Annotated in this window: 17 protein-coding genes and 1 riboswitch; of the genes, 15 read left to right on the forward strand and 2 right to left on the reverse strand. The window is 69.2% G+C overall.

Annotated elements, in window-relative coordinates; all coding sequences use genetic code 11:
* Position 1: 1 nt before the first annotated feature.
* The 5 genes from ACOHX0_RS05375 (at position 2) to glpD (ending at position 6,359) form a co-directional block, all read left to right on the forward strand.
* Positions 2-1,597, forward strand: coding sequence for a di-heme oxidoreductase family protein (locus ACOHX0_RS05375; protein WP_420675658.1), 1,596 nt, complete (start codon positions 2-4; stop codon positions 1,595-1,597).
* Positions 1,598-2,596: an imelysin family protein gene (locus ACOHX0_RS05380; protein WP_420675659.1), complete on the forward strand. Its 999-nt coding sequence runs from the start codon at positions 1,598-1,600 to the stop codon at positions 2,594-2,596.
* A 12-nt stretch (positions 2,597-2,608) separates the two neighbouring features.
* Complete coding sequence (locus ACOHX0_RS05385; RefSeq protein WP_420675660.1) at positions 2,609-3,694, forward strand: DUF1513 domain-containing protein; 1,086 nt, start codon at positions 2,609-2,611, stop codon at positions 3,692-3,694.
* 276 nt (positions 3,695-3,970) lie between these two features.
* The gene (locus tag ACOHX0_RS05390) at positions 3,971-4,786 is read left to right on the forward strand and encodes a DeoR/GlpR family DNA-binding transcription regulator (RefSeq protein WP_420675661.1); all 816 of its coding nucleotides are present in this window, start codon (positions 3,971-3,973) and stop codon (positions 4,784-4,786) included.
* Entirely contained in the window at positions 4,779-6,359 is a 1,581-nt protein-coding gene (gene glpD, locus ACOHX0_RS05395; protein ID WP_420675662.1) for a glycerol-3-phosphate dehydrogenase, read from the forward strand. The genes ACOHX0_RS05390 and glpD overlap by 8 nt, the downstream gene beginning before the upstream one ends.
* A gap of 719 nt (positions 6,360-7,078) precedes the next feature.
* Here the strand turns inward: glpD and cobO are convergent.
* The gene (gene cobO / locus ACOHX0_RS05400; protein WP_420675663.1) at positions 7,079-7,714 is read right to left on the reverse strand and encodes a cob(I)yrinic acid a,c-diamide adenosyltransferase; all 636 of its coding nucleotides are present in this window, start codon (positions 7,712-7,714) and stop codon (positions 7,079-7,081) included.
* A gap of 52 nt (positions 7,715-7,766) precedes the next feature.
* A riboswitch (cobalamin riboswitch) is annotated at positions 7,767-7,998 on the forward strand.
* A gap of 97 nt (positions 7,999-8,095) precedes the next feature.
* Here cobO and ACOHX0_RS05405 point away from each other — a divergent pair.
* From ACOHX0_RS05405 to cobJ, 7 genes are all read left to right on the forward strand, one after another.
* Positions 8,096-8,524, forward strand: a complete 429-nt coding sequence (locus ACOHX0_RS05405) for a DUF1636 family protein (RefSeq protein ID WP_420675664.1) — start codon at positions 8,096-8,098, stop codon at positions 8,522-8,524.
* Between the two features lie 2 nt (positions 8,525-8,526).
* Complete coding sequence (cobW, locus tag ACOHX0_RS05410) at positions 8,527-9,561, forward strand: cobalamin biosynthesis protein CobW (protein WP_420675665.1); 1,035 nt, start codon at positions 8,527-8,529, stop codon at positions 9,559-9,561.
* A 124-nt stretch (positions 9,562-9,685) separates the two neighbouring features.
* Positions 9,686-12,931 (forward strand): cobaltochelatase subunit CobN, encoded by a 3,246-nt coding sequence (cobN, locus tag ACOHX0_RS05415; protein WP_420675666.1) that lies wholly within the window; start codon positions 9,686-9,688, stop codon positions 12,929-12,931.
* A complete protein-coding gene (gene cobG, locus ACOHX0_RS05420) occupies positions 12,928-14,094 on the forward strand; it encodes a precorrin-3B synthase (protein ID WP_420675667.1) in 1,167 nt (388 codons plus the stop codon). Before cobN ends, cobG begins: the two co-directional genes overlap by 4 nt.
* 1 nt (position 14,095) lies before the next feature.
* Positions 14,096-14,725 carry a precorrin-8X methylmutase gene (locus ACOHX0_RS05425; RefSeq protein ID WP_420675668.1) on the forward strand — a complete coding sequence of 210 codons (630 nt, stop codon included), beginning with the start codon at positions 14,096-14,098 and terminating at the stop codon, positions 14,723-14,725.
* A 3-nt stretch (positions 14,726-14,728) separates the two neighbouring features.
* Positions 14,729-15,445 (forward strand): precorrin-2 C(20)-methyltransferase, encoded by a 717-nt coding sequence (gene cobI / locus ACOHX0_RS05430; RefSeq protein ID WP_420675669.1) that lies wholly within the window; start codon positions 14,729-14,731, stop codon positions 15,443-15,445.
* On the forward strand, positions 15,442-16,209 hold the full coding sequence (gene cobJ / locus ACOHX0_RS05435; protein WP_420675670.1) for a precorrin-3B C(17)-methyltransferase: 768 nt from the start codon (positions 15,442-15,444) through the stop codon (positions 16,207-16,209). The genes cobI and cobJ overlap by 4 nt, the downstream gene beginning before the upstream one ends.
* Here cobJ and ACOHX0_RS05440 read toward each other — a convergent pair.
* Positions 16,206-16,946: a cobalt-precorrin-6A reductase gene (locus tag ACOHX0_RS05440; protein ID WP_420675671.1), complete on the reverse strand. Its 741-nt coding sequence runs from the start codon at positions 16,944-16,946 to the stop codon at positions 16,206-16,208. The genes cobJ and ACOHX0_RS05440 overlap by 4 nt on opposite strands.
* Here ACOHX0_RS05440 and cbiE point away from each other — a divergent pair.
* The 3 genes from cbiE to cobM are packed head-to-tail and all read left to right on the forward strand — an operon-like array spanning position 16,945 to position 19,309.
* A complete protein-coding gene (gene cbiE, locus ACOHX0_RS05445; RefSeq protein ID WP_420675672.1) occupies positions 16,945-18,144 on the forward strand; it encodes a precorrin-6y C5,15-methyltransferase (decarboxylating) subunit CbiE in 1,200 nt (399 codons plus the stop codon). The two genes, ACOHX0_RS05440 and cbiE, sit on opposite strands and share 2 nt — an antisense overlap.
* The gene (locus ACOHX0_RS05450; RefSeq protein WP_420675673.1) at positions 18,141-18,518 is read left to right on the forward strand and encodes a cobalamin biosynthesis protein; all 378 of its coding nucleotides are present in this window, start codon (positions 18,141-18,143) and stop codon (positions 18,516-18,518) included. Before cbiE ends, ACOHX0_RS05450 begins: the two co-directional genes overlap by 4 nt.
* The gene (cobM, locus tag ACOHX0_RS05455; protein WP_420675674.1) at positions 18,515-19,309 is read left to right on the forward strand and encodes a precorrin-4 C(11)-methyltransferase; all 795 of its coding nucleotides are present in this window, start codon (positions 18,515-18,517) and stop codon (positions 19,307-19,309) included. The genes ACOHX0_RS05450 and cobM overlap by 4 nt, the downstream gene beginning before the upstream one ends.
* The last annotated feature ends 15 nt before the right edge of the window (positions 19,310-19,324 follow it).

Here is a 19,324-nt window from a genome sequence, read left to right on the forward strand (position 1 = left end):
GATGGCGGCCGCGCTCGCGGCCGCCGCCTGCTCCCTTGCAGCCTCGGAACCCGTCCCCGCCCCTGCAGCCGCCGCTGCCACTGCCACTGTTGCACCTGAAGCGCCCGCCGCCGCAACTGCACCCGCAACCGCCGCCGGCATCGCGCTCTCCGACCCTCACCTTTCCACCCTGCCCCGCAGCGCCGCCGAACACGCCCGCATCAAATCCGTGACCGCGCCCGCGAAGAACTTTATCGCCCCCGAAGCATTTGAAACCCTGTCCGCCGGCGCCGCCACCCAGCGCGCACGCCAGGATGCCGAGGCTTTCTCGCAGCCCTCCGCCAATCTCAGCTTCGAGCAGGAACTAGCCTTTCGCCTCGGCAACGGGCTGTTCAAGAAGATCTGGGTATTCTCCCCCGCCTCGACCCTCGCCTCCGACGGGCTCGGCCCCCTCTACAACGCCCGCTCCTGCCAGCGCTGCCACCTGAAGGACGGCCGCGGCCACGTGCCGGAGCAGCCCGAGTATGCCTCCGCCGCGATGTTCCTGCGTGTCTCTATCCCCGGCCCGGTGCCGGAGGATCTGCGCGCCATCGGGGACTACATCGGCACCGCGCCCGACCCCGCCTACGGCGGCCAGCTGCAGGATTTCTCGGCCCCCGGCCTCGCACCGGAATACCGCCTGCAAGTGACTTACGAGGAAGTCACCGTTTCCCTCGCAGGCGGCGAGACCGCCACCCTGCGCCGCCCTGCCTATTCCGCAACGCACCTCGGCTACGGCCCCCTGCACCCGCGGGCAATGCTGTCGCCCCGCTTGGCTCCCCCGATGATCGGCCTGGGCCTGCTGGAGGCGATCCCCGCCGCAGACATCCTCGCCCATGCCGACCCGGAAGACACGGACGGCGACGGCATTTCAGGCCGTGCAAACCTGATCTGGTCACGCGAATTCAACCGCATCATGCTGGGCCGCTTCGGCCACAAGGCCGGGATGCCTACGGTCCACGAGCAATCGGCGGCCGCCTTCGCGGGCGATATCGGCATCTCCACCCCGCTGTTCCCCGCCCACGCGGGCGATTGCACCGCCGCGCAAAGCGCCTGCCGGACCGCCCCTCACGGCGGCGGTGATGCGCGCGAAACCGAGATCGACCAGCCCAACATGGATCTGGTCACCTTCTATGCCCGCAACCTCGCAGTACCCGCCCGCCGCGAAGCGGACGCCCCCCAGGTGCTGCGCGGCAAAGAGGTCTTCTACGGCAGCGGCTGCGCGTCCTGCCATGTGCCGAAGTACGTGACCCACCGGCTTGAAGACCGCCCCGAGCAGTCCTTCCAGCTGATCTGGCCCTACAGCGACCTGCTTCTGCATGACATGGGCGAAGGCCTCGCCGACCACCGCCCCGAGGCCCGCGCCACGGGCCGCGAATGGCGCACACCGCCGCTCTGGGGGATCGGCCTCACCAGCCGAGTATCCCCCCGCGCCAGTTACCTGCACGATGGCCGCGCCCGCAGCCTGCTCGAAGCCATCCTCTGGCACGGCGGCGAGGCGGAGGCCGCGAAGTCCCGCGTCGTGGAACTCGGCCCCGAAGACCGCGCCGCCCTGATTGCGTTTCTCGAAAGCCTTTGAATGACCCGCATCCTTGCGTTCTGCCTCGCACTCGCCAGCGCGCCTGCCGCAGCCTCCGAGCTCTCCGCCGGCATCACGGACAACCAGATCCTGCCCGCCTTTGCCGAACTGGAAGCCGGCAGCGCCGCGCTGGCGAAAGCCGCCGAAGCCGATTGCACCGCGCAGTCCGAAACCCTGCGCAGCGCCTACCACGCGGCCTACGACGCCTGGATCGCCGCCAGCCCCTACCGCTTCGGCCCCGCCGAGGCAGAGAACCGCGCCTTCGCCCTTGCCTTCTGGCCCGACAGCCGCGGCAAGATTCCCCGCGCGCTCTCCGCCCTGATCCGGCAGGAGGACCCGGGCGTCACCGACCCCGCCCGCTTCGCCAGCTACTCCATTGCCGCCCGCGGCTTCACCGCGCTGGAATACCTACTCTACGACCCGCAGCTCTCCACCGCGGGCAGCGCCGCCTACCGCTGCACCCTTGTGCAGGCTGTCAGCACCGGCATCGCCGCCACCGCCCGCGCCATCAACAAGGACTGGACCGGGGGCTATGCGGACAAGCTGCGCACGCCAAATGAGCGCTACACCAGCGAAGCGGAGATCACCCGCGAGCTGTTCAAATCCCTCACCACCACCCTGCAGGTGCTGGCAGACATGCGCCTGGGCCGGCCGCTTGGCACCTACGACGCTCCCCGCCCCCTGCGCGCCGAGGCCCGCCGCTCCGGCCGCAGCCTGCGCCATGTCGAGCTGTCCCTCGCCGCGCTGGAACCGCTGGCGCTGGCATTGGCCGAGGGCAGCCAGACGCTGCAGTCCCAGCTCGCCACCAGCTTCGCCAAGCCCCGCGCCCGCGCCGCCGCGCTGGAAGACCCCGCCTTGGCGGGCGTCACAGACCCCGCCAGCCGCCTCCGCATCGAAGCCCTTCATCAGGAGGTGCAGGACATCCACATCCTCGCCCTCACCGCCCTCGGCCCGGCGCTGGGGGTGGCGGCCGGGTTCAACGCGCTTGACGGCGACTGAGCGGAGACCGCGATGAACTCCCGCCGCACCTTCCTCGCCGGTCTCCTTGCCACCGGGCTCGCCCCACAGGCCAGCTGGGCCGACGCCGGCGCCCCGGCCTTTCTGTCGGCAGGCCGCGACGAACAGGGCCGCTTCCTGCTTGCAGGCCTCACCCGCGACGGCCGGGCGCTGTTCCGCCCCCCGCTGCCCGCCCGCGGCCACGCCGCCGCCGCCCACCCTGCGCGCCCGGAAGCCGTCGCCTTCGCCCGCCGCCCGGGCCGCTTTGCCAATGTGATCGACTGCCGCAGTGGCGCCGCCCTCGCCCGGCTGGAGCCGCCTGCGGGCCATCACTTTTTCGGCCACGGCACCTTCTCCGCCGATGGCCGTTTTCTTTACACCACCGAGAACGCCTACGAGACTTCCCGCGGCAGGATCGGCGTCTGGGACACGCGCAAAGGCTACCGCCGCATCGGCGCCTTTGCCTCCGGCGGAACCGGCCCGCATGACATCCTGCTGCGCCGCGACGCGCCGGGGCTGGTGGTGGCCAACGGCGGCATCAGGACCCACCCCGGCAGCGGCCGCGCCAAGCTGAACCTCGCCACCATGCGCCCGAACCTCAGCTACCTCAGCTCCGGCGGCACGCTGGACGCGCAGATGGAGCTCCCCGCCGCCCTGCACCAGAACTCGATCCGCCACCTCGCCATGCGCGCCGACGGAACCGTGGGCTTTGCGATGCAATGGCAAGGCGGTGCAGGCGAGCTTGTGCCCATCGCCGGCCTGCACCGCCCCGGCACCCCGCCGCGGCTGATGGCGGATGGCGACCCGCGGGTGCTGAACCTCCAGGGCTACGGCGGCTCCATCGCCTTCTCCCCTGACGGCACCCGGGTGGCTGTCACCTCTCCCCGCGGCGGCGTTCTGCAGGTGATGGATTGCGCAGGCGGAGAGCTGCTCGCCGAGCACCGCATGGCCGACGTCTGCGGCCTCGCCCCCGGCCCGGCCAACGCAGGTTTCACCGCCAGCACCGGCACCGGCGCCTTGTTTGAGATCACACACGCAGGCCCCCGCCTGCTGCACCGCACCGCCCTGGCGTGGGACAACCACCTGATCCCGCTCGTCTGAGACCCCGAGCAACAAGCCGCCCATCGCCGGCGCACGCGGGGGCGATCCGAACAGAGCTGACTGGCAGTTTATCCCTGCCAACCCCGTACACCTTTTCGAGGGACCGCCAAGCAGCAACCAAATCGCCGCCGCGTGGGGACGCGCCGGCGATGCGCGGCGGCCTCTCGGCCTTGTCCCGCGCGGGCGATCCATAAATGCCGCCTGACAGCACAAACGAAAACGCCGCGTGACATTCCGAGCGTGATACGCTAATAAATCGCAGCTAAAGGAAAGCAAATGGACGCTTCACGCCGCCAAAACGAAATCATCACGCTCCTGAACCAGCACGACCGGGTCGAGGTGGAGGAGCTTGCGCACCGCTTCGGCGTCTCGCTGCAGACCGTGCGCGCCGACCTGCGCGACCTCTCCGCCCGCGGCGCGCTTTCGCGGGTGCATGGCGGCGCCGTGCGGCTTTCCTCCGCCGCGAGCCAGGGTTACGCCGACCGCCGCAAGCTGAACGCCGCCGCGAAACAGGCAATGGCCCAGGCCGCGGCCGAGCTGATCCCCGACAACTGCTCGCTCACGCTCAACATCGGCACTTCCACCGAACAGGTCGCCCGCGCCCTCTCCGGCCATCGCGGACTTACGGTGATCTCCAACAATATCAACATTATCAACATGATGCTTGGCGGCCAGCCGCAAGAGCTGATCCTCGTAGGCGGCACCGTCCGGCAAAGCGACGGCGCCATCGTGGGCGAGGACGCGGTGGAGTTCATCTCCCGTTACAAGGTCGACTTTGCGGTCATCGGCGCCTCTGCCCTCGATGCCGACGGCGCCGTGCTGGACCATGACGCCCGCGAGGTTTCCGTCGCCCGCGCGATCCTGAAGAACGCCCGCCAGAAGGTGCTGGTCTGCGACGGCAGCAAGTTCACCCGCTCCGCCCCCGTGCGTATCTGCGACGTCGCCGATCTCGACGTGGTGATCACCGACCGCCCCGCCCCGCAGGAGTTTGCCGCAGCCGCCCGCGCCGCCGGCACGCGAATCCTTACCGCCTCTCCCGAAACCGCCGCCCCCGGCACGACGGGTCAAAACGAAAGCAGCGAAAATGCCTGACGACTCCCAACTCACCGATCTCTTCATCATCGGCGGCGGCATCAACGGTTGCGGCATCGCCCGCGACGCCGCCGGCCGCGGCCTCACGGTGAGCCTGGCCGAGATGAACGACCTCGCCTCCGCCACCTCCTCGGCCTCCACCAAGCTGTTCCACGGCGGGTTGCGCTATCTTGAGTATTTCGAGTTCCGTCTGGTCCGCGAAGCGCTGATCGAACGCGAGGTGCTCCTCAAGGCGATGCCGCACATCTCCTGGCCGATGCGCTTCGTGCTGCCCTTCCACAAGGACATGCGGTTTGACAGCGACACGCCAACCTCCAAGCTGCTCACCACCTTCATGCCGTGGATGAAGGGCCGCCGCCCGGCCTGGCTGATCCGACTCGGGCTGTTCCTTTATGACAGCCTCGGCAAACGCGGCATCCTGCCCGGCACCGCCAAGCTGGACCTGCGCAGTGATCCCGCAGGCGCGCCTTTGCAGGACAAGTTCCAGACCGCCTTCGAATATTCCGACTGCTGGATCGAGGACGCCCGCCTGGTGGTGCTGAACGCCCGCGACGCCGAGGCCCGCGGCGCCGAGATCCTGACCCGCACCGAGGTCACCGGCGCCGAGCGCAAGGCCGGCCACTGGGTCATCCGCCTGAAGAACCGCGCCACCGGCGAGACTTATGAGCGGCGCGCGAAGATGCTGGTCAACGCGGGCGGCCCCTGGGTTGCCGACGTGCTGCGCCAGAAGCTCGGCCAGAACAGCCGCGAGAACGTCCGCCTGGTGCGCGGCAGCCACATCGTTGTGCCCAGGCTCTTCGACCACGGCCGCTGCTATTTCTTCCAGGGCACCGACGGGCGGATCATCTTCGCGATTCCCTACGAGACCGATTTCACGCTCATCGGCACCACCGACGCCGACCACCCGGACCCGGAGACCGCCCCCGAGTGCACACCGGAGGAACAGCAGTATCTGGTTGATTTTGCATCCGGATATTTCAAACAGCCGGTCAAGCGCGAGGATATCCTCTGGACCTACTCCGGCGTGCGCCCGCTTTATGACGACGGCGCCAGCTCCGCCACCGCGGCGACGCGCGAATACGTGCTCACCCTGGACCAGGCGCAGGCGCCGCTGCTGAATGTCTTCGGCGGCAAGATCACCACCTACCGCAAACTGTCGGAGGCGGCCCTGGCCAAGATCGGCGAGGTCTTCCCCCAACTCTCCGGTGACTGGACCGCGGGCGTTGCGCTCCCCGGCGGCGATTTCGCGGTGGCCGAGGTGGAGGCGCTGACCCGGAAACTCGCCGCCGACTACCCCTTCCTGTCCCCCTATTGGGCCGGCCGGATGATCCGCGCCTATGGCACCGAGGCTTGGCAGGTCCTTGGCGAGGCAAGCGCGGCTGCCGACCTGGGCCGGGACTTCGGCGCCACCATCACTGCCCGCGAGCTGGATTGGGCGGTGCAGAAGGAATGGGTGCGCAGCGGCGAAGACTATCTGTGGCGCCGCACCAAGCTCGGGTTGCGGCTGGATGAGGCACAGCGCGCGGCGGTGGATGCCTATGTTGAGGGCAAGGCGGCGCAGCTGGCCGCTTAAGGCGAAAGGCGCGCGCGGCTCCGCGCGGGTGCGAAGTGCCTGCAGCGTATCGCGGGCGCACGCCCCCGGTTTAGCGTCGGGCGCGCGGCGCTTTCGCCCCGCCAAAACGCCCTCCTCAAGGGCGGGCCCGGCATTGAGTACCGGCCCGCGCCGAACAAGGCCGCAGGCCGGCGCGCATCGCCGCCGCCCCCCCACGCGGCAGCCGCACCCGGCCCTGTCATCTTGCCCCAAATACTCCCGCCGGAGGCATCCGCCTCTCACCACCATTTCCTCGGCGCGGAACAAGGCCGAAGGCCGCCGCGCACCGCCGCTGCGCCCCCACGCGGCGGCGATTTGGCCGAGGCTTGGCACTCACTTCCGCCCTTTCGGCGAAGCCGGGCCTTGCCGATCCGCCTGCCGCCCGTTGGCGAACCGTCAGACCGGAACATCACCCGCCCCCGTTGCGCTCACGCCAGATATCCGCGCCCGCGCGCCCGGCAACGCCCGCAAAAAGTATCAGCCCGCCTGACCCGATGTTTCGCGCGCGAAACAACAAGGCAGCATTTTTGACCCAAAGCTCCGCAGGAACGGGGAGGGCTCCCGCCCCTTCCGGCAGGCGCCTCACGGCACCTCCAGAAGCGTTGGGCCGCCCCCGCCCCCCGCGATTTGCAAAGCAAAGCGCAAAGCCTCAAGCCCGCGATTTGCGCAGCAGACCCTCGCCTTCCGCCGCGGCAGACGCTTCAGAACTCCACGCCTTTCTGCGCTTTCACGCCTGCGCGGAACGGGTGCTTCACCTGGCCCATCTCGGTCACCAGATCTGCGATCTCGATCAGCTCCTCCTTGGCGTTGCGCCCGGTCAGAACCACATGGGTCATCGGCGGTTTACGCTCCACCAGGAACTCCAGCACCTCCGCGGGATCCAGGTACTCATAGCGCAGCGCGATGTTGATCTCGTCGAGCAGCACCATCGTGTTCTTCTCGTCCAGGATCATCTCCTTGGCCTTCTCCCAGCCCTTCTGCGCCGCGGCGATATCGCGGGCCTTGTCCTGGGTCTCCCAGGTGAACCCCTCGCCCATCGCGTAGAACTGGCAGAGATCGCCGAAGTTCTCCTCGATTAGCGTGCGCTCGCCGGTGGCCCAGGCGCCCTTGATGAACTGCACCACGGCGCAGGGCATCTTGTGGGCAATGCAGCGCATGATCATCCCGAATCCGGACGAGGACTTGCCCTTGCCCGGCCCGGTATGGACGATGATCAGCCCCTTCTCGCCTTCCTTCGTCTTCATCATCCGGTCGCGGGCGGCCTTTTTCTTGGCCATCTTCGATGCGTGGCGGGCGGCTTCCTCTTCCGAGATGCCGGTTTCAGACTTTTCACTCACGGGCGGGCTCTCCTGCTGTTTGACCCATGTCTTGACAAAGAAGCCCGCGATAGCGCAAGGGGGTTTTGCTGGTTCCTGCAAACGCAGGCGAAGAGGGAATGTGAAGGCCCGCCTCCTGTAGCTTGGGAGAGGGCTCAAGCACAGCCGCCCCCGCGACCGTGACCGGAGAGGTTGCCATGCCACTGGCTGCGCTATCGGGCGCGCCGGGAAGGCAGGATGACCGTCAGGGCCAGATGGCTCTGGGATCCGCAAGCCGGGAGACCTGCCAGCAGAGTGATTTCAACGGGCGGACGGGGTGCGCCGCGACCGGTTGAGGGGCCTGCACGCACACGCCCCTTTCTGGCCGTCCCCGCCTGCCTGCCGCGACAGGAGACGCATGAGATGGCTGAAGACCAGGCGGCAAGCCCCGCCAGCCCCCAGGAACCACAGGGACCGCAAGGACCCGTGACGCTGACTGTCTGCCTCACCTGCCGCCGCGAAGGCACCGACCCCGAGGCGCCGCGCCCCGGCAGCATCCTGCTGGCAGCACTGAAGGAAGCAGGCATGCCCGAGGGCGTCACCTTGCGCGGCGTCAGCTGCCTTTCGGCCTGCAAGCGCGGCTGTTCGGTGGCGCTGACCGGCGGCGAAGACCGCTGGAGCTACATCTACGGCGACATGGACCCCGACCAGCACGTGGGCGAGATCCTCGACGGCGCTGCCGCCTATGCCGCCACCGCCGACGGGCTCGTGCCCTGGCGCGAACGCCCCGCCGCCTTCCGCAAACAATCCGTTGCCCGCATCCCGCCGGCCGCCTTCCCGTCCGAGGAGTAACCATGAGCGATCTCAACAAGATCCCCGTCACCGTCATCACCGGCTTTCTGGGCGCGGGGAAAACCACCCTGATCCGCCACCTGATGCAGAACCCGCAGGGCAAGCGCCTGGCCGTGGTGGTGAACGAGTTCGGCACCGCCGGTGTCGACGGCGACATCCTGAAATCCTGCGCCGATGAAAACTGCCCGGCGGAAAACATCATGGAGCTCGCCAACGGCTGCATCTGCTGCACCGTGGCCGATGATTTCATCCCCACCATCGAACAGCTGATGGCGCTGCCCGAAGCGCCCGATCACATCGTGATCGAAACTTCGGGCCTGGCGCTGCCCAAGCCGCTGCTGAAAGCCTTCGACTGGCCCGCGATCCGCTCCCGCATCACCGTCGACGGGGTGATCGCGCTGGCCGATGCCGAGGCGGTCGCCAAGGGCCAATTCGCCCCCGATCTGGACGCGGTGCAGGCCCAGCGCGAGGCGGATGACAGCATCGACCACGAAACCCCGCTTTCCGAGGTGTTCGAGGATCAGATCTCCTGCGCCGACATCGTGCTGCTGTCCAAAGCCGATCTGGCCGGCGACGCAGGGGTGGAGAAGGCCCGTGCCGTGATCGAGGCCGAGGCACCGCGCAAGCTGCCGATCCTGCCGATGAGCGAAGGCGTGATCGACCCGCGCATCATCCTCGGGCTGGGCGCCGCTGCCGAAGACGATCTCGACGCGCGACCCAGCCATCACGACGGCCACCACGATCACGAGCATGACGATTTTGAGAGCATCGTGGTCGAAATGGGCGAAGTCTCCGACCCGCAGGCGCTGCAGAATGCCATCGTGAAACTCGCCCGCGAGCGAAACATCCTGCGCGTGAAGGGCTATGTGGCAGTGGAAGGAAAACCGATGCGGATGCTGGTTCAGGCCGTGGGCGAGCGTCTGCGCGCGCAATATGACAAACCCTGGGGGGCGCAAGCGCGCAAGACCCAGCTGGTGGTCATCGCCGAGCATGACGACATCGACGAACAGGCCATCCGCGCCGAGCTGGGGGCGTAAGTCCTTGCGGGCGTGGGGCGATGGTAGCTTCTGTTTTGTCCGGCCCCTGGGCCGGACAGTCCCCGGCCCCGGGCGGGGGACTGTCCTCCGCGCTTCGAAGCAGCGTTCGCGAAAGGCCTGACCCATGCACGTCGTATTCCGCGAAAGCCACGGCCTTGACGAGACCGACACGCCGCAGGACCTCGCCCAGAGCCCTGCCGACCTCGTGGTGCTGTCCTTCTCCGACAGCGACCTCGGCGCCTTTGCGGCGGGCTGGCACCGCGCCGCGGGCAAGCTGCCCTCGCTGCGCCTTGCAAACCTTGTTGCGCTGAAACACCCGCTGTCGGTCGATGTCTACGCGGAACAGACGCTGGAGGGCGCCAAGGGCATCCTGGTCCGCCTGATCGGCGGCGAAAGCTACTGGCCCTACGGGCTTGCAACGCTCCAGGACCTTGCCCGGCGCAAGGGCATTGCGCTGGCGATCCTGCCCGCCGACGGGCGCGAGGACGCACGGCTGGACGCGCTCTCCACCCTGCCCGTATCCACCCTGCGCCGGCTGCAAAGCTTGTGCGATGCGGGCGGAGCGGTGGCTGCACAGGCCGCCCTGGCGCAGCTGGCGCTGGCGGCGGGGCTTTATGCGGGCCCGGTCACCGGGCTGAAAACGGTGCCGCAGTTCGGCTTCTACGACCCCGAGCGCGGCGTGCTGGCTGATCTGGCCGTGCAGGACAAACCGCTGGTGCTGGTCAGCTTCTACCGCTCTTATCTGACCGCCGCTGACACGGCGCCCGTGGATGCGCTGATCGCGGAACTGCGCGCCCGCGGCTATGCCGCCTTCGGCGCCTTTGCCGCCAGCCTCAAGGCGCCCGCCGCCGCCGGCTGGCTGCGCGAAAAGCTGCCCGCGCTGAACCCCGCGGCCATCATCAACGCCACCGCCTTTTCGGCGCAGGGCAGCGACGGCAGCGCCTCGCCGCTTTCCGCCACCGGCTGCCCGGTGTTCCAGGTAGCGCTTTCCACCGCGCGCAGAAAAGACTGGGCCGAGGCAGACCGCGGGCTGTCGCCTGCCGACCTCGCCATGCATGTGGTGCTGCCGGAAGTGGACGGACGCATCTTTGCCGGTGTGGTCAGCTTCAAGTCGCCGGGCCGGAAGGACCCGGATTTGGAGTACTCCCGCTTTGCCCACCGCGCCGATCCGGACCGGGTGAAAGCCGCGGTCGACCGGGTGGAAGGCTGGCTGCATCTGGCGCAGCGCCCGAATGCGGAGAAACGCCTGGCGCTTGTGCTCTCCACCTATCCGGGGCGCGACCATAATTTGGCCCATGCGGTGGGGCTGGACGCGCTGGCCTCCTGCGAGGAAATCCTGCGCGCGCTGGCGGCTGAAGGTTATGCGGCGGACGCGCTGGAAAATACCGGCCAGCGGCTGATGCAGGAGACGCTGAGCCTGCCTCTGGCGGAGTACCAAACCGCCCTCGCCACGCTGCCGCAGGATTTGCGGAACAGGCTGGCCGAGGCCTGGGGCCGCCCTGAAGAAGACGCCGATTGCCGCGACGGCGCCTTCCATTTCAAGGCTCTGCGCGCAGGCAACGCTTTGGTCGCCCTGCAGCCCGAGCGCGGTGAGGTGAAGACGCGGGCGGATGACTACCACGACCTCGACCGCACGCCGCGCCACGCCTATGTGGCCTTCTACCTCTGGCTGCGGGCGCAAAGCGGCGCGATCGTCCACATCGGCGCCCATGGCACGCTGGAATGGCTGCCGGGCAAGGCGGTAGCGCTGTCCTCCGCCTGCTGGCCCGAAGCGCTGACCGGCGCGCTGCCGGTGATCTACCCCTTCATCGTGAACGATCCCGGAGAGGCGGCGCAGGCCAAGCGCCGCATCGGGGCGGTCACGGTTGGCCACCTGCCGCCGCCGCTGGCGCAGACCACCCTGCCCGAGGGCATGGCGCGGCTGGAGCATTTGCTGGATGAGTATTCCACCGCCGACGGGCTCGACCCCGCCCGCCGCGACCGGCTGATCGGTGACATAAGGGCCGAGGCGCAAGGCACCGGCGTGGAAGCCGACCTGGGCCTCGCCCCCGAGACCTCGCCCGCGGAGGCGATCACCCGCATCGACGCCTTTGTCTGCGACATCAAGGAAAGCCAGTACGGCGAGGGGCTGCACATCTTCGGCAGCGGCCAATGCGGCGCGCAGGAACGCGCCGGGCTGATCGCTGCGTTGGACGGGCGGATGGTCGCCCCCGGCCCCTCCGGCTCGCCCTTCCGGGGCCGCAGCGACGTGTTGCCCACCGGGCGCAACCTCTTTACCACCGACCCGCGGGCGGTGCCATCGCGGGCGGCGCAGGCGCAAGGGGTCAAGCTGGCGGAAGAGCTGCTGCGCCGCCACCTGCAGGACCATGGCGACTGGCCCCGCGGGCTGGTGATCGACCTCTGGGGCTCGGCCACCATGCGCACCGCGGGCGAGGAATTTGCCATGGCGCTGCACCTCGCGGGGCTGGCGCCGAAATGGGACGAGGCTTCCGAGCGGGTTTCCGGCTTCGAGGTGCTGCCGCTTTCGATGCTGAACCGGCCGCGCATCGACGTGACCTTGCGCGTCTCCGGTCTGTTCCGCGATGTGTTCCCCGGCCTTGCGCAGATGTTTGAAACTGCCGCAGCCGCGCTTGCCACACGCGAGGAGGCGGCAGAGGACAACCCCTACCGCACCGAAACCCCTCGCGTCTTCGGCCCCAAGCCCGGCCAGTACGGGCTGTCGATGGGCGCACACCTGGATGACTACTCGGACGAAGCACGGCAGGCCGCGGGCGAGGCCTGGCTCAGCGCTTCATCCCATGCGATCGACGCCAAGGGGGCCATCCGCGATGCCCGCGAGGCGCTGGAGCTGCGGCTGCAAGGCGCGGACAGCTTCGTGCACTTGCAAGATCTGCCGGAAACCGATGTGCTGATGGCTTCAGATTATGCCGCGCATGAAGCGGGCTTCGCGGCTGCCATGGCGCGCGTCGGGCAGCAGGCGCCCGCGCTCTATCACCTGGACGCCACCCGGCCCGACAAGCCGCAGGCGCGGTCGTTGGGCGAGGAAATCGCCCGCGTCACCCGCGCCCGCGCCGCCAACCCGGATTGGGCCACGTCGATGATGGCGCATGGCTTCCGGGGCGCCGCCGAGATTGCCGCAACACTCGACCATATGGCGGCCTTTGCGCATCTGGCGCAGGTGGTGCAGCCGCATCTGTTTGATCTCTATTTCGAGGCCACGCTGGGCCGCGAAGACCTCGTGGCCTTCATGGAGGATGAAAATCCGCAAGCTCTGCAGGCAATGCGCGACAGGTTCCGGGCGCTGCATGAGGCCGGGCTCTGGGTGACACGCCGCAACTCGATCATGGCGGATCTGGAGGGCGCCGCATGAGCGCCGCTTCGCCAGTGCCCAAGGTCTATGGCTGGTGCCCCGGCGCGCTGAGGCCGATGAAGTCGGGCGACGGGCTGGTGGTGCGGGTGCGCGCGCCGCTGGGGCGGCTCACCCCGGCGCAGGCACGCGGGCTGGCGGCCCTGTCGCAGGACCTTGGCAACGGACTCCTGGACATCTCCGCCCGCGCCAGCCTGCAGCTGCGCGGCATCCGGGAAGATGCGCATGAGGCGCTTCTCGCAGGCCTGCGCGATCTTCACCTGCTCGACCCGGATGCAAGCGCGGAGGCGCGGCGGAATGTGCTGGTGCAGCCGTTCTGGCAGACGGGTGATGACACTCACACCATCGCCGCCAGTCTGAGCGCGGCGCTGACCGGGGACAGTGACCTCAGCCTGCCGGGCAAGTTCGGCTTTGCGGTCGATTGCGGCCCGGCGCCGCTGTTGCAGGAGGCGGCTGCCGACATCCGCATCGAACGCGGGCGGGATGGCCTGATCCTGCGCGCCGACGGGGCGGAGGCCGGCCTGCCGGTGACGCCTGAAACCGCAGCCGAAGCGGCGCTGGCGCTGGCCCGCTGGTTCCTGGCCCAGGGCGGCGCGCCGGAGGGGCGGGGCAGGATGCACTGTCTGACTGCGCGCCGCGGGCCACCGGCATCGCATGGCGCGGCCCGGGGCACCCCCGCACCGCAGCCCGCCCCCGGACCTGCCGCCAGCGGAGTCCTCGCGGCCCTTGAATTCGGCCAGATGCCAGCCGCCACCCTGGCGCAGCTTGCAGGCCTCGGGCCTCTGCGGCTCACCCCCTGGCGGATGCTCCTGGTGGAAGGCGCAAGCCGCGTTCCGCCCCTGCCCGGCCTGATCCTGGATGCCACGGATCCGCGCCTGCTGGTGAGTGTGTGCACAGGAGCGCCCGGGTGCCTGCAGGCGCTTTCGGCCACAAGGGCTCTGGCCCGCGATCTGGCGCCGTCCCTGCCTGCGGGCGCACGGCTGCATGTCTCCGGCTGCGCCAAGGGCTGCGCTCATCCCGGTCCCGCGCCGCTCACCCTCACCGCGACCGGCAGGGACGAGTTTGCCCTGATCCGCAACGGCTCCGCCGCGGACGCTCCGCTGAAGTCTCACCTGAGCGCGCGCCAATTGCGCGCCGCACCCACCATCCTGACAGAGGGCAGCTGACATGCTCCACACCTATGAAACCGACGGCGCCGCGATCTATGCCGAGAGCTTTGCCACCATCCGCCGCGAAGCCGATCTTGCCCGCTTCAGCAAGGACGAGGAAAGCGTGGTGGTGCGGATGATCCACGCGGCCGGAATGGTGGGGCTGGAGGAGCACGTGCGCTTCTCGGACGGCATGGCCAAGACCGCCCGCGCCGCGCTGGCGGATGGCGCGCCGATCCTGTGTGACGCTTACATGGTGAGCGAAGGCATCACCCGCCCGCGGCTGCCCGCCGAGAACGAGGTGATCTGCACCCTGCGCGACCCGCAAGTGCCGGAGCTGGCCAAGGAGATGGGCAACACCCGCTCGGCCGCGGCGCTGGAGCTGTGGCGGCCCAAGCTGGCGGGTGCTGTGGTGGCGATCGGCAATGCGCCAACCGCGCTGTTTCACCTGCTGAACATGCTGAAGGACCCCGCTTGCCCGCGCCCCGCCGCCATCATCGGCTGCCCGGTGGGCTTTGTCGGCGCGATGGAATCGAAGGAGGCCTTGATGCAGGACCTGCCGGTGCCGTCGATGATCGTGAAGGGGCGCCTCGGCGGCTCGGCCATCACCGTGGCGGCGGTCAACGCGCTTGCCAGCTGGAAAGAGTGAGCGATGGGCAAGGTTATCTGCACAGGGCTCGGCCCCGGGGATCCCGACCTGATGAGCGTGCGGTCGCACCGGCTGATCGGGTCGGCGCGCCACATCGCTTATTTCCGCAAGGCGGGCCGCCAGGGCCAGGCCCGCGCCATCGTCGAGGGGATGCTTGCGGAGGGCGTGACCGAACACGCGATGGAATATCCGGTGACGACCGAGATCCATTTTTCCGACCCCGAGTACAACCGGCTGCTGGCGGAGTTCTATGACCGCTGGGCGGAGACGCTGGCCGAGATCGCGCAGACCGAGGACGTGGTGGTCTTGTGCGAGGGCGACCCGTTCCTCTATGGCTCCTACATGCACCTTTACACCCGCCTCCAGGGCCGCGCAGAGCAGGAGATCGTGCCCGGCATCACCGGCATGTCCGGGTGCTGGACCGCCTCGGGCCGGCCGATCACTTGGGGCGACGATGTGCTGACCGTGGCGATGGCGACTCTCGGCGAAGAGGAACTGGCCGAGCGCGCGGCCTCCACGGACGCGCTGGTGGTGATGAAAATAGGCCGCAACCTGCCCAAGCTGCGCCGGGCGCTGGAACGTGCGGGGCGGGCCGAAGACGCCTGGCTCGTGGAGCGCGGCACCATGCCGGGGGAAAGCGTGCGGCGGCTGTCGGAGGTGAATGGCGAGGTGCCCTATTTCTCCATCGTGCTGGTGCATGGACAGGGGCGGCGGCCATGAGTGTTTCGCAAGGCGGCTGGCTGGTGATTGCGGGGCTGGGCCCCGGCGACGAGGCGCTGGTGACGCAGGAGGTGCGCGACGCCATCGGGGACGCCACGGATATCGTTGGCTATTTCCCTTACGTGAAACGCATCGCGCCGCGCGCGGGGCTGACCCTGCACGCCAGCGACAACCGGGTCGAGGTGGACCGCGCGACCCATGCGCTGGAAATGGCGGCGGCGGGCCAGCGCGTTGTGGTGGTGTCCTCGGGTGATCCCGGGGTGTTTGCCATGGCCTCGGCGGTGTTCGAGGCGCTGGAGACGGGCGCGCAAGCCAATCCGGCGTGGCTGGATCTGGAGATCCGGGTGCTGCCGGGCATCACCGCGATGCTGGCGGCGGCGGCAGCCATTGGCGCGCCCCTGGGCCATGACTTTGCCGCCATCAACCTCTCCGACAACCTCAAGCCCTGGAGTCTCATCGAAAAACGCCTGCGGCTGGTGGGCGAGGCGGGGCTGGCGATGGCCTTCTACAACCCGCGCTCCAAGTCGCGGCCGCATCAGTTTGCCCGCGCGCTGGAGATCCTGCGGGAGGCCTGCGGCGAAGACACCCTCATCACCTTTGCCCGCGACGTGACCAAGCCGGGGCAGGAGCTGCTGACCGTGCCCCTGCGCGACGCAACCCCCGAGATGGCGGACATGCGCACGGTGGTGATTGTCGGCAACCGCGACACCCGGCGGGTTGGCAACTACGTCTACACCCCCCGCTATGCGCAGGACGAGGCCTAGTCCGCGGGATGAGCGATCCAGTCCATAACCTCTGCCACGCTGGCCTTGACGGGCCGGGCGGGCACCTCTGGGCGGGCGATCATGATCACCGGCAGGCCGAGCGTGCGCGCGGCGGTCAGCTTGGCCGCGGCACCGGCGCCGCCTGCGTTCTTCGCCACGATGTGGGTGATGCGGTGGCGCTGCATGAGCGCGGTGTCGCCGGCCGCATCAAACGGGCCGCGGGCGATTTCCACCGCAGTACCGGGCAGCGGCAAGGGCGCCTCGGGCGCGTCCACCAGCCGCAAGAGGTAGTGGTGCTGCGGTTTCACGGCGAAGGCCGGGAGGTTCTGCTTGCCGATCGCGAGGAACACCCGCGCCGGGGTGTCCGGCAGGGCATCGGCCGCCTCCGTAACGCTGTCCACATGCAGCCAGTCATCGCCCTCGCCCGCCTGCCAGGCCGGGCGTTCGAAGGCGCAGAGCGGCACCCCCGCCAGCTCGCAGGCGTAGGCCGCGTTGGCGCTCATCTGCGCGGCGAAAGGGTGGGTCGCGTCGACCACATGGGTGATTCCCCCGGCCTGGATGTAAGCCGCAAGCCCCTCCGCCCCGCCGAAGCCGCCCACCCGGGTCGGCAGCGGCTGGCTGACGGGCTGCGCGGTGCGGCCCGCGTAGGAGAACACCGCGTCGAGGCCGGATTCCGCGAGGGCGCCCGCCAGCCGCGAAGCTTCGGTGGTGCCGCCCAGAAGCAGGATGCGTGTCATGTCTGAATGTCCTTCCAAGCCCTGGCTCACGATCATCGGTCTTGGCGAAAATGGACTGGAATCCTTGAGCGGCGCAAGCCGGAAGGCGCTGGCGGAGGCCGAGGTGATCTTTGGCGGGCCGAGGCATCTGGCGCTGGCGGAGGCGGGCAGCCGGGGCGCGCCCTGGCCGGTGCCCTTCTCGGTCGCGCCGGTGCTGGAGCTGCGCGGGGGCAAAGTGGTTGTGCTGGCCTCGGGCGATCCGTTTTGGCACGGCGCGGGCGGCTCGCTGGCGCGGCACTTGGAGGATGGCGAGTGGGTGTCGCACCCGGCGCCGCCGGCCTTCGCGCTGGCGGCGAACCTTTTGGGCTGGAAGCTGGAAGACGTGCTGTGCCTCGGGCTGCATGCGGCACCTTATGCGCGGTTGCGGGTTTTGCTCGGGGCCGGGACACGCGTAATTTGCACCATGCGCGACGGCGGCGCACCGGCGGAGCTGGCGGCGTGGCTCACGGCGCAGGGCTTTGGCGCTTCGCAGCTCACCGTGGCGGAATGCCTCGGCGGGCCGCGGCAGCGGGTGCGGGTGACCGGGGCGAAAGACTTCGATTTGCAGGACGTTCAGGCGCCTGTTGCCGTGGCCATCGAGGCCGCGGGCAGCAGGGGCCTGCCGCGCGCCTCGGGGCTTGCGGATGAACTGTTTTCCAGCGACGGGCAGATCACCAAGCGGCCTGTCCGCGCGCTGACGCTTTCGGCGCTGGCGCCGCGCGCGGGCGAGCTGTTGTGGGATATCGGCGGCGGCTCCGGCTCGGTCTCGGTCGAGTGGTGCCTGGCCGCGCCCGGCGCGCGGGCCATGACGTTTGAGCCGAGGGAAAGCCGGCTGGAGAACATCCGCGCCAATGCCGCGGCCTTCGGCATCGAGCACCGGATGACAGCGGTTCTGGGCAAGGCGCCGGAGGTGCTGGCGGGCCAGCCCCTGCCCGATTGCGTCTTCATCGGCGGCGGCGGCAGCCAAGCCTTGCTGGACCACCTGTGGGAGGTGCTGCCCGCAGGTGCGCGGATCGTGGCAAACGGCGTGACGCTGGAGACCGAGACCCTGCTGATGCAGGCCCACGCGGCGCGCGGCGGGCATCTGTTGAAGGTGGAGATTGCCGAGGCCGGGCCATTGGGCACAATGCGCGGCTGGGAGCGGGCGCGGCCGGTCATTCAGTGGAGCGTCACGCGATGAAGGTGGCAGGCATCGGGTTTCGCGCCTCTGCCACCGCGGCGGATTTGCAGGCGGCGCTGGCGCTGACCGGAGCGCGGGTGGATGCGCTGGCCTCGGTCGCGGAGAAAGCCGCAGCACCTGCCATGCTGGCGTTTGCAGACGCGGCCGGCCTGCCGGTGATCGCGCTGGAAGAACACGAAATTGCCGGGGAGCGGACGCTGACCTGCTCGCCCCGGATCAAGGCGCGGTTCGGCACCGGATCGCTGGCCGAAGCGGCGGCGCTGGCAGGCGCGCGCCATGGGGCGCCGGGCAGCACTTCGCGCCTTCTCGCCCCCCGAGTTGTCACCGCGGATGGGCTTGCCACCGCGGCCATAGCAGAAAGACTTGAGCCATGACCGTTCACTTCATTGGCGCCGGACCGGGCGCTGCCGACCTTCTGACCCTGCGCGGGCGCGACATCATCGCGTCCTGCCCGGTGTGCCTTTATGCAGGCTCGCTGGTGCCGGAGGAAATCCTGAGCCACTGCCCGGCGGACGCGAAGGTGGTGAACACTGCCGCGATGGATCTCGATGCCATCGTGGCGGAAATCAAGGCGGCGCATGAAGCGGGTCAGGATGTGGCGCGGCTGCACTCCGGCGATCTGTCGGTGTGGTCGGCAATGGGCGAGCAGATCCGGCGGCTGAAGGCGGAGAGCATCCCGGTGTCCGTCACCCCCGGCGTGCCATCGTTTGCGGCCGCCGCCGCGGCGCTGGGGACCGAGCTGACGCTGCCTGGCCTTGGCCAGTCCGTGGTGCTGACACGGACGCCGGGGCGCGCGTCCTCGATGCCCGAAGGCGAAACGCTGGAGAACTTCGCGCGGACCGGCGCGACGCTGGCGATCCACCTGTCGATCGGCAACCTGGATCACGTGGTGGAGAGCCTGACGCCCCACTATGGCGGCGACTGCCCGGTGGCCGTGGTCTACCGCGCCAGCTGGCCGGACCAGCAGATCATCCGGGCCACGCTTGCGACGCTGAAGGCCTCGCTGGACGAGAAGATCTCCCGCACCGCGCTGATCCTGGTGGGGCCGGTTCTGAAGGGCGAAGGCTTTGACGAGAGCTGTCTTTATTCCACCGAATACGACCGCCGCTACCGCCCGCAAAGCGCGGACAGCCCGTGGTCGAGCTGGAGCCACGGGGATGACTGAGGCGATGACTGGACC

Origin of the sequence: Cribrihabitans pelagius, from assembly GCF_048820915.1 — a bacterium.
In the GTDB taxonomy this organism is placed as follows: Bacteria; Pseudomonadota; Alphaproteobacteria; order Rhodobacterales; family Rhodobacteraceae; genus Cribrihabitans_A; species Cribrihabitans_A pelagius.

Coding starts and splice junctions, on each gene's coding strand:
- ACOHX0_RS05375 (WP_420675658.1), top strand. CDS start 2: ATGGCGGCCGCGCTCGCGGCCGCCGCCTGCTCCCTTGCAGCCTCGGAA.
- ACOHX0_RS05380 (WP_420675659.1), top strand. CDS start 1,598: ATGACCCGCATCCTTGCGTTCTGCCTCGCACTCGCCAGCGCGCCTGCC.
- ACOHX0_RS05385 (WP_420675660.1), top strand. CDS start 2,609: ATGAACTCCCGCCGCACCTTCCTCGCCGGTCTCCTTGCCACCGGGCTC.
- ACOHX0_RS05390 (WP_420675661.1), top strand. CDS start 3,971: ATGGACGCTTCACGCCGCCAAAACGAAATCATCACGCTCCTGAACCAG.
- glpD (WP_420675662.1), top strand. CDS start 4,779: ATGCCTGACGACTCCCAACTCACCGATCTCTTCATCATCGGCGGCGGC.
- ACOHX0_RS05405 (WP_420675664.1), top strand. CDS start 8,096: ATGGCTGAAGACCAGGCGGCAAGCCCCGCCAGCCCCCAGGAACCACAG.
- cobW (WP_420675665.1), top strand. CDS start 8,527: ATGAGCGATCTCAACAAGATCCCCGTCACCGTCATCACCGGCTTTCTG.
- cobN (WP_420675666.1), top strand. CDS start 9,686: ATGCACGTCGTATTCCGCGAAAGCCACGGCCTTGACGAGACCGACACG.
- cobG (WP_420675667.1), top strand. CDS start 12,928: ATGAGCGCCGCTTCGCCAGTGCCCAAGGTCTATGGCTGGTGCCCCGGC.
- ACOHX0_RS05425 (WP_420675668.1), top strand. CDS start 14,096: ATGCTCCACACCTATGAAACCGACGGCGCCGCGATCTATGCCGAGAGC.
- cobI (WP_420675669.1), top strand. CDS start 14,729: ATGGGCAAGGTTATCTGCACAGGGCTCGGCCCCGGGGATCCCGACCTG.
- cobJ (WP_420675670.1), top strand. CDS start 15,442: ATGAGTGTTTCGCAAGGCGGCTGGCTGGTGATTGCGGGGCTGGGCCCC.
- cbiE (WP_420675672.1), top strand. CDS start 16,945: ATGTCTGAATGTCCTTCCAAGCCCTGGCTCACGATCATCGGTCTTGGC.
- ACOHX0_RS05440 (WP_420675671.1), bottom strand. CDS start 16,946: ATGACACGCATCCTGCTTCTGGGCGGCACCACCGAAGCTTCGCGGCTG.
- ACOHX0_RS05450 (WP_420675673.1), top strand. CDS start 18,141: ATGAAGGTGGCAGGCATCGGGTTTCGCGCCTCTGCCACCGCGGCGGAT.
- cobM (WP_420675674.1), top strand. CDS start 18,515: ATGACCGTTCACTTCATTGGCGCCGGACCGGGCGCTGCCGACCTTCTG.